Origin of the sequence: Photobacterium sp. GB-50 (assembly GCF_003026755.1) — a bacterium.
Classification (GTDB): Bacteria; Pseudomonadota; Gammaproteobacteria; order Enterobacterales; family Vibrionaceae; genus Photobacterium.
Genome location: NZ_PYNX01000025.1, coordinates 35,815 through 51,920 on the forward strand (window position 1 = coordinate 35,815; position 16,106 = coordinate 51,920).

A 16,106-nucleotide genomic window follows, 5' to 3' on the forward strand; every position below is an offset into this window, starting at 1 on the left:
AATGCTCACCCTCTTTTTATATGGCCGCTATTTTGTAGGGTTACTTTTTAAACATCGCGCGAATATTAGCAATATGCGCTTGCCCTTTGTTCATCCGCTCTTCAGCAGAAACAGGTTTGCGCTCACTTTCCCACTCCAAATCATCTTGTGGTAATTCGTACAAGAATCGACTTGGCTCAGGTTTGATTAGCTCGCCATACTGACGACGCTCTTTACATAAAGTAAAGGTTAGTTCGCGCTGTGCTCGCGTGATCCCAACATATGCAAGGCGACGTTCTTCATCAACGTTTTCTTCATCAATGCTGGTTTGGTGCGGCAAGATCCCCTCTTCTGTCCCCACTAAGAACACATAAGGAAACTCCAGCCCTTTAGAGGCGTGCAACGTCATAAGTTGTACTTGATCAGCATCGTCATCATCATCCCCTCGTTCCATCATGTCGCGTAGGGTTAAACGTTGCACCACTTCTTTTAAGGTTTTCTCTTCATTATCATAGTTATCACCTTCTAAATCAGCGGTGATCCAACTATATAAATCAGAGACGTTTTTCATTCGCATCTCAGCAGCTTTTGGGCTTGGTGAGGTTTCGTATAGCCAATCTTCGTAATGAATATCACGCACTAATTGACGCACAGCCGCCACCGTATCACCGCGTTCAGCATTATCTGCTAATTGATTAACCCAATGGGTAAAGCGTTGCAGTGATTCTAAACCTCGACCTGATAGGTGTTGCTCTAACCCCATCTCAAAACTCGCGGCAAACAAGCTTTTGCCACGCATGTTAGCGTATGTCCCAAGCTTCTCGAGTGTCACTGGGCCGATTTCTCGACGTGGTGTATTGACGATACGTAAAAATGCGTTGTCATCATCGAGGTTAGTCAGTAGGCGTAAGTACGCCATGATGTCTTTGATTTCAGAACGTGAGAAAAATGATGTGCCACCTGAAATTTTATAAGGAATACGGTTTTGCATCAGCGACTTTTCAAACAAGCGTGACTGATGGTTACCTCGATACAAGATCGCATAATCTTTATAAGCGGTGTTATTCATAAAGCGATGAGCAATGAGTTCACCAATCACTTTTTCTGCTTCATGCTCTTCATTTTTCGCTGTGATCACTTTAAGCATCGCGCCATCAGGGATCTCAGAGAAAAGGGCTTTTTCAAATAAGTGGGGGTTATTAGCGATCAAAATATTCGCTGTTCGCAAAATACGGCTGGTCGAACGGTAATTTTGCTCGAGTTTGATCACTTTTAAACTAGGGAAATCTTTATTCAGCAAGCCTAGATTTTCTGGCTGCGCTCCACGCCATGAGTAAATAGACTGATCGTCATCACCAACCACAGTAAAGCGCGCACGCTCACCTACCAATAGTTTTACAAATAAGTATTGGCTAGTATTAGTATCTTGATACTCATCCACCAGCAAGTAACGAATACGGTTCTGCCAATGTTTACGCACTTCGGCGTTATCTCGCAGCAACAAAACAGGCAGTAAAATCAAATCATCAAAATCTAATGCGTTATAGGCTTTCATTTGACGCTGGTACATTTCATAGCAATGTGCAAACAATTGATCGCGCTCACTACGGGCGTGTGCTGCCGCATCAGCTGGCGATAACATGTCATTTTTCCAATTAGAAATAGAGGACATTAATTGCTTTAATAAATCTTTATCGCCTTCAAGCTCATCTTCGGTGAGCTCTTTGAGAAGCGCCATTTGGTCTTGATCATCAAACAGTGAAAAACTGGCTTTTAAACCTAAATGCTTATATTCACGACGAATGATATTCAAACCTAAAGTATGAAAGGTAGAAACCATCAACCCTTTCGATTCTTGACGTCCCAATGTTTGCCCTACACGCTCTTTCATTTCACGTGCCGCTTTATTAGTAAAAGTCAACGCGGCAATATTGCGTGCTTTGTAATCACACTGCTGTACTAAATAAGCAATTTTATTAGTGATCACACGGGTTTTACCAGAGCCTGCACCAGCAAGTACTAAGCATGGCCCAGAAACGTATTTTACTGCTTCTGTTTGCCTTGGGTTCAGTTTCATTCGTTATCCTGACGCTCGTTTAAAAAGGTGCATATACATTCACTTTAAACTTGAGTTTTATTCATATAGCAAATACTAAAACTCAGACCAATCACAAAAAATCATACGTAATGATTAACAATCCCCTAAAGGTATAAATAGTAATTTCTACGTGACTCCATGGTAGAAACTCTATTTTATGCCAAAAATAACCGTTCTGTGTTTAAACGGTTATCATAGGTTACAAAATGGTAAATAGTGGTTACTCTATTGTAAATCCATATATTTGGATATTTACGCTCGGTTATATTGCTTAAAATTAGGAGATTTCATGCGGAAAATCGCAAAAATGGCCATGGTTGTCAGTATGGCACTATGGGTAACAGCTTGTGATCAGAATGCGGCAGAAAATACTGCGCAACAAGCAGCAAAAAGTATCCCCGTCGGTACTATTGCCATTACATCTCACCCACAAGAAATCCGCGTGGAATTACCCGGTCGAAGCAAAGCTTATTTAGAAGCAGAAGTTCGTCCTCAAGTTTCTGGCATTATCACAAACCGTGGTTTTACCGAAGGTAGTGATGTAAAGAAAGGCCAATCACTCTATAACATTGACTCTGCAACTTATAATGCCGCTTACTTAAGTGCTAAAGCAGAACTTGCCAAGGCACAAGCAACGTTAGAATCAGCAAAAGCATTAGCTATTCGTAGTAAAAAGCTAGTAGAACGCGGTGCTTTCAGCAAACAAACTAACGATGATAACCAAGCTGCCTATAAAGTTGCTATCGCAGGACTTGAAGTAGCAAAAGCAAACGTCAATACAGCCAAAATCAATTTAGATTATACCAAAGTTAAAGCCCCAATTTCAGGTCGTATTGGTCAATCTTCTGTAACTCCTGGCGCATTAGTTAATGCAGGGCAAGCTCAAGTACTTGCAACTATTCAGCAGTTAGATCCCATTAATGTCGATATTGCTCAATCTAGTGCGCAATTACTCCGTTTAAAAGCGGCATTAAAGCAAGGTGAACTCCAAGCTAGCCAGAATGCTGATGTTGAACTTATCCTAGAAGATGGTTCGGTTTATCCTCATCACGGCGTATTACAGTTTTCTGAAGTCAACGTTGATCCTAATACAGGCTCTGTCACATTACGCGCTGAATTCCCAAATCCAGACGGTATCTTACTTCCGGGTATGTATGTTCGCGCAGTGCTAAACACAGGTACCGATCCTAAAGCTATCATGGTTCCACAAAAAGCCGTTACCCGTAATAGTAAAGGCGAAGCAACGGTCATGGTTGTTAATGCCGAAAACAAAGTGGAATCTCGCCTTGTAACTACAGCACAAGTGATTGATAACCAATGGCGTATCACCAAAGGCTTAAAAGATGGTGACCAAGTCATTGTTGATGGCTTACAAAAAGTTCGCCCAGGTGCTTTGGTTCAACCGACCATAGCCGATAACACACAACCACAAAAGTAGAGATAAGATATGGCTCGTTTCTTTATCGATCGCCCTATTTTTGCTTGGGTGATCGCAATTATCGTGATGCTTGCGGGGGTACTGTCAATTCTCAAATTGCCAGTGTCGCAGTATCCGAGTATTGCACCACCTACGGTGGTGATCAGCGCTAGCTACCCTGGCGCAAACGCAAAAACCATGGAAGATACCGTTACTCAGGTTATCGAACAACGTATGACAGGTATCGATAACCTGCGCTATTTATCCTCCACCAGTGATAGCTTTGGTAATACTCAAATTACCCTCACCTTTAATGCTGAAGCGGATCCTGATATCGCTCAGGTACAGGTGCAGAACAAACTGCAATCAGCCCTTCCTCTGTTACCAATGGAAGTGCAACAACAAGGTGTGAAGGTAAACAAAGCAAGCTCATCATTCTTGATGGTTGTTGGTTTCTATTCTGAAGATGGCTCAATGGATAAAAACGATATTTCGGACTATATCAGTTCGAATGTTGCCGATCCTATGAGTCGTGTTCCGGGTGTGGGTGAAATCACCACTTTCGGTGCACAATATGCGATGCGTATCTGGCTAGATCCTTTAAAACTGACCAAATATAACCTTACCAGTATTGATGTTATTTCGGCAATTAAAGAGCAGAATGCACAGATCTCGGCAGGTCAACTTGGTGCATCTCCTTCTCTGCCAGGCCAAGAGCTTAACGCGACAGTTTCCGCACAAAGCCGCTTACAAACACCAGAAGAATTTAAAAACATTATTGTTAAATCTGACTCTTCTGGCGCAACAGTCCACCTTAGTGATGTTGCACGAGTTGAATTAGGGGCTGAAAGTTATTCAGTTCAAGTACTTTACAACGGAAAACCTGCTAGTGGTTTAGGTATAAAACTCGCTACAGGGGCTAATGCACTTGCGACAGCAGAAGCGGTAAAAGCGAAAGTTGAAGAGCTAAAACCTTTCTTTCCTGAAGGTTTAACCGCGGTTTACCCGTACGATACTACGCCATTCGTTGAAAAATCGATTGAAGGGGTTGTTCATACACTGTTTGAGGCGGTGGCACTGGTGTTTATCATCATGTACCTGTTCTTACAGAACTTCCGTGCAACCTTGATCCCAACTATTGCGGTTCCCGTTGTACTATTAGGTACCTTTGCGGTGCTGTCTCTGGCGGGATACTCCATCAATACTTTAACCATGTTCGCGATGGTGCTTGCCATCGGCTTGCTGGTTGATGATGCTATCGTGGTGGTAGAAAACGTTGAACGTGTGATGCATGAAGAAGGCTTAAATGCCGTTGAAGCAACACGTAAGTCGATGGATCAGATCACGGGCGCACTGGTCGGTATTGCCTTAACCCTCTCTGCTGTATTTGTTCCTATGGCATTTATGTCAGGCTCAACAGGGGTTATTTACCGTCAGTTCTCAATAACCATTGTTACCGCCATGGCACTCTCAGTCTTGGTGGCCGTGATTTTGACCCCTGCCTTGTGTGCAACCATGCTAAAACCGGTAGAGCACGGAGAGAAGAAAGGCTTCTTTGGTTGGTTTAACCGCACCTTTGATAACTTAACCAAGCGCTATGAATCAAGTGTTGCGGCGATGATCAAGCGCTCTATTCGCGTGATGTTTATCTTCCTTGGCCTAACCGTTGCTGTCGGTTGGATCTTCATGCGTATGCCAACCTCGTTCTTACCTGATGAAGATCAGGGTATCTTGTTTAGTCAGGCTATTTTGCCAGTTAACTCGACCCAAGAACAAACCCAAGAGGTGATGGATAAAGTCTCTGATTACTACCTAACTCAAGAAAAAGATAGCGTCGCTAGTGTGTTTAGTGTGTCAGGCTTTAGTTTTGCCGGTAGTGGTCAAAACATGGGTATGGCCTTTGTTGGATTAAAAGATTGGTCAGATCGTCAGTTACCAGGAATGGATGTAAAATCTATCGTTAATCGTTCAATGGCTTACTTCCATCAAATCAAAAATGCATTGGTATTTTCATTTGCACCACCAGCGGTGATTGAATTGGGTACTGCCAGTGGTTTTGACTTCTATCTCCAAGATAGAAGCGGCCAAGGACACGATAAACTGATCGCGGCGCGTAACCAGCTATTAGCTCTAGCGGCACAAAATCCAAACCTTATTGGGGTTCGTCCTAACGGACAAGAAGATGCACCGATGTACCAAATCAATATTGATCAAGCCAAAATTCGTGCTCTCGGCATTGATATTCAATCGGTGAATCAAGTATTGGGTACCGCTTGGGGTAGTTCGTATGTGAATGACTTCATCGACCGCGGACGTGTGAAAAAAGTGTTCGTACAAGGTGATGCACAATATCGTATGAAACCAACGGATTTAGATACCTGGTATGTCCGTAACAACAAAGGTGAAATGGTGCCATTCTCCGCATTTGCGACGGGTGAATGGAAATACGCATCACCTCGACTTGAGCGTTTCAATGCGACACCTGCGGTCAACATTCAGGGCAGCGTGGTTGCAGGTTACAGTACAGGTCAGGCAATGCTTGATATTGAAGAGATGGTGAAACAATTACCACCAGGCTTCGGTGTTGAGTGGAATGGCTTATCCTATGAAGAGCGTCTATCAGGTAACCAAGCACCTATGCTGTATGCGTTATCTATCTTAGTTGTATTCTTAGTACTTGCAGCCTTGTATGAAAGCTGGTCTGTTCCTTTTGCCGTGGTATTAGTCGTGCCACTTGGGATCATCGGTGCACTACTGGCCATGAACGCTCGTGGTATGCCAAATGACGTGTTCTTCCAAGTAGGTCTATTAACCACAGTTGGCTTGGCAACTAAGAACGCCATCTTGATTGTCGAATTTGCTAAGGAGTACTACGAAAAAGGCGCTGGACTGGTTGAAGCAACACTCCACGCTGTTCGTGTGCGTCTGCGGCCGATTATCATGACATCACTGGCATTTGGTCTCGGTGTTGTGCCATTGGCAATCAGTACTGGTGTAGGCTCTGGCGGTAAGAATGCGATTGGTACTGCAGTACTTGGCGGTATGTTAAGTTCGACATTCCTTGGGATTTTCTTTATTCCAATATTCTTTGTGGTGGTTGAGCGTATTTTCAGCCGCGGCAAAAAGAAAAATACCGACAATAAAGAGCAAGTAGCCGAGTAATACTTCCTCCGAAAAATAAATTAGCGCATGCCTTTGGGTGTGCGTTTTTTTATCTCTAACTTCCTCTAAAAGCAACACCTATAACATCTAACAAATAAGTTCAAAGCCACCATTCGCCTAGCATATAACTTAAACTGAATAATCAATGAATATTGTGCAAAAGCCATATTAAAAACTTGCGTATCAAGGGTGACTATCTACAATAATGAACGAGCGTTCATTCATTGCACCCCCAAATATGATTACCACTATGAATGAGAAAAAAGTACGTATATTGGCAGCGACAGAAAAGCTACTTGCTGAATTTGGTTTTCACGGCCTTTCAATGCAAATGGTGGCTAAAGAAGCCAATGTTGCAGCAGGAACTATTTATCGTTACTTCAACGATAAAGACGACTTACTCAACCAATTACATGATCATATTTTAAGTTATATCGCCGCTCAAATTAGTAACAATGTTGTCGATACCATGCCAATTAAGCAGCGTTATCGCACCATGTGGCTTAATTTATGGCATATGACACTAAATGGTGATGCCCCATTGATCATTCGGGGTCAGTTCCAAAATCTGCCTTGTCGCAGTAGACAAGAGCAGAAGCACTTAAGCCAAAAATTATTTTCTTCCGTAGCAACTATGTTTAATGAAGGAAAAACCTGCGGCTTATTTAAAAATATTGATAACGAGGTTCTGAGTGTTTTGAGCCTTGAGACGAGTTGTAACCTAGCTCGACGTCAAATCAATGGTGGTTTACAGATCAACGATGACGAACTTGAAGCAGTAATCAATGCTTCGTGGGACGCCATCATTCTGCATTAATAGCGTAAAACCGGAGCAAACTTTACAATGAAAAAATGGATAGTCGTGTTACTTCTTGTCCTCCTGTTATTCGGGAGCGTCATTGGTTTCAACTTGTTCAAACAGAAAAAAATCGCGGAGTACATGGCAAATATGCCAGAGCCCAATTATCCAGTTACGGCGATGACAACAAAAGGAGAGAACTGGTATCCAGCCATTCAAGCGATTGGTTTTATTGAACCAGTACAAGGTGTAACATTAACTTCTGAAGCCTCAGGTGTGATCAGCAAAATTGCATTTGAATCAGGTCAGCATGTTAAAGCCGGTCAAGAGTTAGTATCAATTAACTCTAATGTAGAAGTCTCTAGCCTAGAAAGTACTAAAGCGAAATTACCGGCAGTAGAGGCTACCTACAAGCGCTACCAAGATCTATATCGTAAAGGCTCGGTATCTAAATCAAACCTTGATGAAGCAAAAGCTAATTACCTTGCACTTGTCTCACAGATCAAATCGTTAGAAGAATCAATCCAACGCCGTGATATCGTGGCACCCTTTACTGGTGAAGTTGGCTTACGTAATGTTTACTTAGGTCAGTACATTCAACCGGGTACGCAAATTGTTCGCCTTGAAGATACCCGTACCATGCGTTTTCGCTTTACGGTTCCTCAAACAGATATTTCTAAGATCAAAATTGGTCAAGAAGTAGATATCAATGTCGATGCTTACCAAGATATTAACTTCAAGGGTCAAATCACAGCGATTGAGCCGGCAGTAAATGCCCAGACAGGTCTAATCCAAGTTCAAGCAGATATTCCAAACAGTGGCGGCAAATTACGTAGCGGTATGTTTGCTCGTGCACGCGTGATCTTACCAACCATTCCCGATCAAATTATCGTCCCACAAACTGCGATTACTTACACCTTATACGGTGACACGGTATACGTATTAAAAGAACAAGACGGTAAATTACGTGCAATTCAAACAGTGATAACCACAGGTCAAAATCATGGTAATCAAGTGCGAATCCTTTCTGGTATTAAAGCTGGCGAGCAAATTGTTACTACAGGTCAAATCCGTTTAAGTAATAAGACGCTAGTACATATAGTTGAAAATGATGCACTTAAAGCTCCAGCCGTAACCCCACTGTTGTAATTGGAGAACACTCAGTATGCGCTTTACTGATATATTTATCAGACGCCCAGTCCTCGCAATTTCGATCAGTTTAATGATCGCATTGCTCGGATTTCAGGCGATTTTCAAAATGCAGGTTCGACAGTATCCAGAAATGACCAACACCGTAGTAACCGTAAGCACAGCTTACTACGGTGCAAGTGCCGATCTGATGCAGGGCTTTATTACTCAGCCCTTAGAACAAGCCATTGCCCAAGCCGATAATATTGACTACATCACCGCCCAAAGTACCTTGGGGATGTCGACAATTACGGTACAAATGAAACTGAATACCAACCCCAATGCAGCCTTGGCTGACATTTTGGCGAAGGTAAACTCAGTACGTTCACAACTACCTACAGAAACCCAAGATCCAACGATCACCTTATCAACAGGTGGTGATACCGGTGTGCTTTACTTAGGTTTCACCAGTAAGAGCTTAAACTCGAGTCAAATCACTGACTACATTGAGCGAGTGGTTAAACCACAGTTATTTACCGTTAACGGTGTGTCTAAAGTCGATATGTACGGTGGTGTTCCTTACGCCTTACGTGTTTGGTTAGATCCACAAAAGATGGCGGCATTTAACCTATCAGCTGCCGATGTTATTCAAGTACTCAAAGCCAATAACTACCAATCTGCTGTTGGTCAGGTTAATAACGACTTTGTACTTTATAACGGCAGCGCTAACACGCAATCAAATAGTCCTGAAACACTAGAAAAGTTAGTTGTTACTAGTAAAGATGGTCAAGTCACTCGCTTAGGTGACATTGCTAAAGTAACGTTATCAAGAAGCAGTGACAGCTACCGTGCGACAGCAAATGGTCAAGAAGCCGTAGTCGCCGCTATCCAAGCAGCGCCGAGTGCAAACCCAATTGATATTGCATCCGATGTGCTAAAACTACTGCCAACCATTGAACGTAATATGCCAAGCACCATCAAAATGACGGTGATGTACGATTCAACGATTGCGATTAACGACTCGATTCATGAGGTGATTAAAACCATCCTTGAAGCAGCCGTGATTGTATTAGTGGTGATAGCCCTATTTATCGGTTCACTACGCTCGGTACTGATCCCAATCATCACGATCCCGCTATCACTTGTTGGTGTCGCCCTCGTGATGCAAATGTTTGGTTTTTCTTGGAACCTCATGACACTACTGGCCATGGTACTCGCCATCGGACTGGTGGTGGATGACGCCATCGTTGTTCTTGAAAACGTTGAGCGCCACATGAAAATGGGACAAAGCCCTTTCCGTGCTGCCATTATTGGTACCCGTGAAATTGCCGTTCCGGTTATTTCGATGACTATCGCCCTAGGCGCGGTATACGCACCTATCGCATTAATGGGTGGCTTAACAGGCTCGCTGTTTAAAGAGTTTGCATTAACACTCGCGGGCGCCGTATTTATTTCAGGGATCATCGCACTAACATTATCGCCGGTAATGTGTGCCCACTTCCTGAAAGAAAACGCAGCGCCAAATAAATTTGAACAAACAGTGCATCGCTTCCTTGATCGCCTCACCCTACGCTATGAAAAAATGCTAGGTGGCATCATGAAGATGCGTTCAGTCGTGATTGTATTTGCAATTTGTGCATTTGCGAGCTTACCGTTCTTATTCAAGTTCATTCCAAGTGAACTGGCACCAGCTGAAGATAATGGTGTGGTGGTATTCCAAGGTAATGCGCCATCAAACGCAAACTTGGATTACATTGAAGACACCATGAACCAAGTTAACAAGGTGCTAACCGATCAAAAGAGCGTAGAGTATGCACAGGTATTCTCCGGTATCCCTGCATCTAACCAAGCCTTTGGTCTAGCGACCTTGAAACCTTGGAGTGAGCGCGACCAAAGCCAAGCCGAAGTGGCAAATGAGGTTGCTAAGAAAATCAAAGACATTCCTCAAATGTCAGTGGCTGCGTTCCAAATGCCAAGCTTGCCTGGTGCTGGCGGTGGTTTCCCTGTGCAGTTCGTGATCACCACGCCGAATAACTTTAAAAGTTTGTTCCAAGTGGCATCTGATATGCTGACTAAGGTGAAAGACAACCCGATGTTCGTCTACTCAGATCTTAACTTGAAGTACGACTCGGCAGATATGAAAATCAATATCAACAAAGACAAAGCAGGTGCTTATGGTGTGACGATGCAATCAATCGGTAACACATTAAGTACCATGTTAGCCGGCGGTGATATTAACCGTGTTGATATCTTAGGTCGTTCATACAAGGTGATCCCACAGGTTGAGCGTAAGAATCGTTTCAATCCAAATGATTTAAACAACTATTATGTGAAAACCAATACTGGTGATCTGATCCCACTAGGTAGCTTAGTAACCATCACGGTGAAATCAACCCCACCAACGTTACCAAGCTTTAACCAGCAAAACGCAGCAACCATCAGTGGCGTATTAGCCCCTGGCACATCCATTGGTGAAGCGGTAAGTTGGTTAAATACAGAAGCAGCGAAAGTTCTCCCTAAAGGTTATAGCTACAACTACCTTGGTGAGAGCCGTCAGTACGTAACAGAAGGTAATGCACTATACGCAACCTTCGGTTTAGCATTGGCTGTTATCTTCCTAGTACTTGCGATTCAATTTGAATCACTTCGCGATCCGCTGGTTATTCTTGTGTCAGTTCCACTTGCTATTTGTGGTGCGTTAATCGCACTGGCATGGGGAGCGACGACCTTGAATATCTACTCACAAATCGGTTTGATAACCTTGATAGGTTTGATAACCAAACACGGCATCTTGATCTGTGAAGTAGCAAAAGAAGAACAGTTATACCATGGTAAGAATCGCTTAGAAGCGGTCATGGAAGCCGCGAAGATACGTCTTCGTCCAATCCTAATGACCACATGTGCGATGATTGCAGGCTTGGTTCCACTACTTTACGCATCAGGCGCAGGTGCAGCCTCTCGCTTTAGTATTGGTATCGTTATCGTGGCAGGTCTTTCTATCGGTACATTGTTTACCTTGTTTGTTCTGCCAGTTATCTATACATTCCTCGCAAGCGAACACAAACCGCTACCTGTATTCGTTGAAGATGACGATGCAACAGATAGCCATTTCTAAGTAATAAATAAATGAAAAAGGGCGCTGGAACTTCCGCGCCCTTTTATTTTAGCTAGTACGACGATTACAATAGAAGAATAACGATTCTCGCAACGGAGTAAGCGAATCATGTTTGATCCAAAGAAGCTTGAGCAAGTAGCTAAGCAAATTCAAGACGCAATGCCACAGCCAGTAAAAGAGCTCGGCAATGACGTTGAGCAAAAAGTACGACAAGTGATCCAAGCGCAATTGGGTAAATTAGATGTCGTGAACCGTGAAGAATTTGATGTGCAAACTCAGGTTCTCCTTCGTACTCGACAGAAGCTTAATGAACTTGAGCAAAAAATGGCAGAGCTTGAAGCAAAACTTGATGCTGAAGCGAAAAGCGATAACGCTTAATTTGAAAATTCCGACATTAAAAAGCCCGGTATAAACCGGGCTTTTTTCTATTTAATCAACGCTAAAATTAACCGCCAACAGCAATTTGCTTCATGTCTTTCATGTAACCACGTAGCTCTTTACCAATCACTTCTACTGGGTGATTACGCAGCGCTTCATTCACTTCAATTAACTTCTGGTTATCAGCAAAGTTAGATGTCTCACCTAGTCCTTTACCAATCACATCCGTCGCTACTTTTGGCATGAACTGCTCACGAAGTAGAGGTGTTGCCACATTTGCAAATAGGTAGTTACCGTATTCTGCGGTATCAGAGATCACTACGTTCATTTCATATAAACGCTTACGTGCAATAGTATTTGCGATAAGTGGTAGTTCGTGTAGCGACTCGTAGTATGCTGACTCATCAATAATGCCTGATGCCGTCATTGCTTCAAATGCCAGCTCAACACCTGCACGTACCATAGCAACCATCAAGATGCCGTTATCAAAGTACTCTTGCTCACTGATTTGAATATCAGAAGATGGGTAGTTTTCGAATTGTGTTTCAGCGGTCTCACCACGCCAGCCAAGAAGATCAGCATCATCGTTCGCCCAGTCAGCCATCATAGTGCTAGAGAAGTGACCAGAGATAATGTCATCCATGTGCTTGTTGTAAAGTGGACGCATCAGATCTTTTAGCTCTTCCGATAGGTCAAACGCTTTTACTTTAGCTGGGTTTGATAGACGATCCATCATATGAGATACACCACCAAACTTCAGTGCTTCAGTGATTGTTTCCCAACCGTACTGCAGAAGTTTACCTGCGTATTCTGGTGCGATGCCATCAGCAATCATCTTCTCGTAACAAACAATAGAGCCTGCTTGTAGCATGCCACACAGGATCGTCTGCTCACCCATTAGATCAGACTTTACTTCAGCGACAAATGATGACTCAAGTACGCCCGCACGGTGACCACCTGTTGCTGCCGCCCATGCTTTAGCAATCTCAAGACCATCACCTTGTGGGTCATTTTCTGGGTGAACGGCAATCAGTGTTGGCACACCGAAACCACGCTTATATTCTTCACGAACTTCTGTACCTGGACACTTAGGTGCAACCATAACAACGGTTAAGTCTTTACGAATTTGCATGCCCTCTTCAACGATGTTGAAACCGTGTGAGTAACCAAGAGATGCACCTTGCTTCATTAATGGCATAACCGTTTCAACCACATTCGTGTGCTGCTTATCAGGTGTTAGGTTTACCACTAAATCAGCTTGTGGGATCAGTTGCTCGTAGCTACCTACTTCAAACCCATTTTCTTTTGCATTCTTAAATGATTGACGTTGCTCATCAATCGCCGCTTGGCGTAGCGCATAAGAGACATCTAGACCTGAGTCTCGCATGTTTAGGCCTTGGTTTAGACCTTGCGCACCACAACCAACAATCACCACTTTCTTACCTTTAAGGTAATCAGCTTCTGTTGCGAATTCCGCACGATCCATAAAACGACAACGACCTAGTTGATCTAACTGCTGACGTAGGTTCAGGGTATTAAAATAATTAGCCATAACAACAAACTCCGTGAAAAAATAAATCCTTTAGTCGACATATTATTGTCGAATAACCTGATAGTAGATCAGGTAATTTGTTGCGCAAAGTGCTATATTCACAACAACTAATTGCAAATTGTGCAACATGGATGATGAATATTAAAAATCTGCAACTATTTATTCACCTTTGTGAGTCCCATAACTTTAGCCAAACAGCACAAGCCATGCATATCAGCCCTTCGGCATTAAGTCGCGTTATTCAGCGTCTCGAAGAGGAGTTAAGCCAAACCTTATTTATGCGTGATAATCGCAGTGTTGAATTAACGCTAGCTGGAAAGAAATTGCTTCCCGTCGCATCTTTAATTGTGAGTAATTGGTTCGAATTAAAAAGTGAATTACAGGAAGATCATTCTCAGCTACAAGGGAAATTAACCCTCTTCTGTTCGGTGACGGCAAGCTATAGCCACCTTCCTAATATCTTAAATAAGTTTCGCGTCATTTATCCCCATATCGAAATTCAACTTCAAACAGGGGATCCTGCCCTCGCAATAGAGAAAGTCCTATCCGGTGATGTCGACATCGCTATTGCTGCTAAACCAGACACCCTACCGTCTAAATTAACTTACATCGAAGTTGATCAAATCCAGATGTCGTTGATTGGGCCATTAATCTCATCACCCACATTACAAAAAAGCTTAACTTATGATCCAGATTGGAAATCTTTATCTTTTATACTGCCAGAATCTGGACCTGCGCGAACCCGTGCTGATAAATGGTTCAAGAAAAAGAAAATAACACCCTCTATTTATGCCCAAATATCAGGCCATGAAGCCATTGTTAGTATGGTTGCGCTTGGCTGTGGTGTAGGCATAGCGCCCGATGTTGTTATTAACAACAGTCCTGTTAGTGATAAAGTACAACGGTTTAACACAGAATCAATAGAGCCGATGAGTTTAGGTTTATGTTGTAAACAGTCCCGTGAGCAAGAGCCTCTATTGCATGCTTTACTACAGCTTTTTAATGATAGCTATGTAGATAACTTACTTTAGCTCGTTTTATTAGTGCATTTTTCAAGGAACAACAGTAGTGCCTAGTCCAATATTAACGCATTCATATTGTGCTGATTTTTATGCTGATCATGGTTATCAATTTCTAAAAAAACTCTCACAAGAATATGTTCTCCCTAATAATCTTGTGATTTTTTCTGTCATGCATTGCTATGAAGGCTCTTTACCCTATATTAACGTTCTTGCCGAGCTCGCAGACAAACTTATATTCATTCCCAAAGATGCCACTGTAGGCGCAAACCCAGAACTTCTCGCAACGATAAAGAAAATCCCACGTTGTCATGTTGTTTCGACTCACAATAATAAAGCTCATTTAAAAAATATTGAGTATTGTGAGATGTTTATCCGCCAACATATTACTCCTGACACTCCTTTCCTTATTCTTGATCACGGTGGATATTTCTCGTCCTCTATTACACATATTTGCGACACCTTCAAAGAACAATGCATTGGTATTACTGAGTTAACCGCGAATGGCTTACAAAAATATCTTAATAAATCAATTTCAAAGCCTCTTGTTACGGTTTCCCATCTGAGTATCAAAGCGCCAGCAGATTTTGAAGCTTCTGAATGTATTGTTCACTATTCCGATCAAATATTACGAGAAGAATTTGGCCTTAAAATTAATAATTCAGGCTTTCTAAAAACTGGCGTAATCGGAGCGGGAAACCTTGGCCGCGGTGTGATAAAACATCTCAGATCAAAAGGTATTACCAATATTCATGTTACTGATATCGACCCAAGAAGATTAACTCAGTTTCCTCGTGACGGCATTCAAGCTTGCTCAATCAAATATTTAGTCGAACATTGTAATATGTTGTTTTGTTGCACAGGCAATCAATCAATTACACCTGAGATGATTGATGCACTTTCACAACCAATGTTTATCAGCACAGTTACCTCTGCTGATGATGAACTTCATTTGCCTGATTTATTACAACAAGGTGTACTCACCGAAGTGAAAACCAATAATTTAACCAAAGAATATAAAACACGTCATGGGTACAGCGTGTATCTCTTTGCGGGGGGGGAATCAGCAAATACGCCTTTTAAAACAGGGATGGGCGATCCAACTCTGTATTTATTTGAAGCGGCTCATATGCTTGCAGGATTAAAGCTCATTAAAGATGCCACGCAATTTAAACCAGGTATTCAATCATTATGTGAAGATGACGAAATAATGATAGCTGAACGTTGGCTACGTCACTTTTATCACTATCAATGATCATCATATTAAGCCTCACTTTATCGTGGGGCTTTCTTTATGTGGGAATTTACAATCATACAGACGTAAAAAAGCCTCGTCATTTCTGACGAGGCTTTCTTGAAGATGGCAGGGGTGGAGAGATTCGAACTCCCAACACGCGGATTTGGAATCCGCTGCTCTGCCAATTGGAGCTACACCCCTGTAGTTATTTTAAAGACTTAA

General features: G+C 42.6%; 10 protein-coding genes and 1 tRNA gene. 8 read left to right on the forward strand and 3 right to left on the reverse strand.

The features are described 5' to 3' along the window. Positions 1 to 40: 40 nt before the first annotated feature. On the reverse strand, positions 41 to 2,056 hold the full coding sequence (rep, locus tag C9J41_RS19835) for a DNA helicase Rep (protein ID WP_107208554.1): 2,016 nt from the start codon (positions 2,054 to 2,056) through the stop codon (positions 41 to 43). Positions 2,057 to 2,366: 310 nt separating this feature from the next. Between rep and C9J41_RS19840 the strand changes: the two genes are divergently transcribed. The 6 genes from C9J41_RS19840 to C9J41_RS19865 all read left to right on the forward strand — a co-directional run bounded on the left by C9J41_RS19840 (position 2,367) and on the right by C9J41_RS19865 (position 12,076). Beyond that, a complete protein-coding gene (locus tag C9J41_RS19840) occupies positions 2,367 to 3,515 on the forward strand; it encodes an efflux RND transporter periplasmic adaptor subunit (protein WP_107208553.1) in 1,149 nt (382 codons plus the stop codon). A 9-nt stretch (positions 3,516 to 3,524) separates the two neighbouring features. Next, on the forward strand, positions 3,525 to 6,656 hold the full coding sequence (locus tag C9J41_RS19845; protein WP_107261860.1) for an efflux RND transporter permease subunit: 3,132 nt from the start codon (positions 3,525 to 3,527) through the stop codon (positions 6,654 to 6,656). A 205-nt stretch (positions 6,657 to 6,861) separates the two neighbouring features. Further along, positions 6,862 to 7,473 (forward strand): TetR/AcrR family transcriptional regulator, encoded by a 612-nt coding sequence (locus C9J41_RS19850; RefSeq protein ID WP_107208551.1) that lies wholly within the window; start codon positions 6,862 to 6,864, stop codon positions 7,471 to 7,473. 27 nt (positions 7,474 to 7,500) lie between these two features. Continuing rightward, complete coding sequence (locus C9J41_RS19855; protein WP_107208550.1) at positions 7,501 to 8,604, forward strand: efflux RND transporter periplasmic adaptor subunit; 1,104 nt, start codon at positions 7,501 to 7,503, stop codon at positions 8,602 to 8,604. Positions 8,605 to 8,620: 16 nt separating this feature from the next. After that, positions 8,621 to 11,698, forward strand: a complete 3,078-nt coding sequence (locus C9J41_RS19860) for a multidrug efflux RND transporter permease subunit (RefSeq protein WP_107291456.1) — start codon at positions 8,621 to 8,623, stop codon at positions 11,696 to 11,698. Between the two features lie 108 nt (positions 11,699 to 11,806). Continuing rightward, complete coding sequence (locus C9J41_RS19865) at positions 11,807 to 12,076, forward strand: accessory factor UbiK family protein (protein WP_107208548.1); 270 nt, start codon at positions 11,807 to 11,809, stop codon at positions 12,074 to 12,076. A 67-nt stretch (positions 12,077 to 12,143) separates the two neighbouring features. On the opposite strand, the gene ilvC is transcribed toward C9J41_RS19865, so the two are convergent. After that, positions 12,144 to 13,628 carry a ketol-acid reductoisomerase gene (gene ilvC / locus C9J41_RS19870; protein ID WP_005372215.1) on the reverse strand — a complete coding sequence of 495 codons (1,485 nt, stop codon included), beginning with the start codon at positions 13,626 to 13,628 and terminating at the stop codon, positions 12,144 to 12,146. A gap of 134 nt (positions 13,629 to 13,762) precedes the next feature. On the opposite strand from ilvC, the gene ilvY reads away from it, so the two are divergent. Together ilvY and C9J41_RS19880 are read left to right on the forward strand one after the other, a co-directional pair. Next, entirely contained in the window at positions 13,763 to 14,659 is an 897-nt protein-coding gene (gene ilvY, locus C9J41_RS19875) for an HTH-type transcriptional activator IlvY (RefSeq protein ID WP_107208575.1), read from the forward strand. Positions 14,660 to 14,696: 37 nt separating this feature from the next. Beyond that, the gene (locus tag C9J41_RS19880) at positions 14,697 to 15,902 is read left to right on the forward strand and encodes an NAD(P)-binding domain-containing protein (RefSeq protein ID WP_107208547.1); all 1,206 of its coding nucleotides are present in this window, start codon (positions 14,697 to 14,699) and stop codon (positions 15,900 to 15,902) included. 106 nt (positions 15,903 to 16,008) lie between these two features. On the opposite strand, the gene C9J41_RS19885 is transcribed toward C9J41_RS19880, so the two are convergent. Beyond that, positions 16,009 to 16,085 (reverse strand) — tRNA-Trp (locus C9J41_RS19885). Positions 16,086 to 16,106 lie beyond the last annotated feature (21 nt).

Bases quoted from the DNA above. Each gene is read 5' to 3' on its own strand.
- C9J41_RS19840 (WP_107208553.1), top strand. From the start codon at position 2,367: ATGCGGAAAATCGCAAAAATGGCCATGGTTGTCAGTATGGCACTATGG.
- C9J41_RS19855 (WP_107208550.1), top strand. From the start codon at position 7,501: ATGAAAAAATGGATAGTCGTGTTACTTCTTGTCCTCCTGTTATTCGGG.
- C9J41_RS19860 (WP_107291456.1), top strand. From the start codon at position 8,621: ATGCGCTTTACTGATATATTTATCAGACGCCCAGTCCTCGCAATTTCG.
- C9J41_RS19850 (WP_107208551.1), top strand. From the start codon at position 6,862: ATGAACGAGCGTTCATTCATTGCACCCCCAAATATGATTACCACTATG.
- C9J41_RS19845 (WP_107261860.1), top strand. From the start codon at position 3,525: ATGGCTCGTTTCTTTATCGATCGCCCTATTTTTGCTTGGGTGATCGCA.
- ilvC (WP_005372215.1), bottom strand. From the start codon at position 13,628: ATGGCTAATTATTTTAATACCCTGAACCTACGTCAGCAGTTAGATCAA.
- C9J41_RS19865 (WP_107208548.1), top strand. From the start codon at position 11,807: ATGTTTGATCCAAAGAAGCTTGAGCAAGTAGCTAAGCAAATTCAAGAC.
- ilvY (WP_107208575.1), top strand. From the start codon at position 13,763: ATGAATATTAAAAATCTGCAACTATTTATTCACCTTTGTGAGTCCCAT.
- rep (WP_107208554.1), bottom strand. From the start codon at position 2,056: ATGAAACTGAACCCAAGGCAAACAGAAGCAGTAAAATACGTTTCTGGG.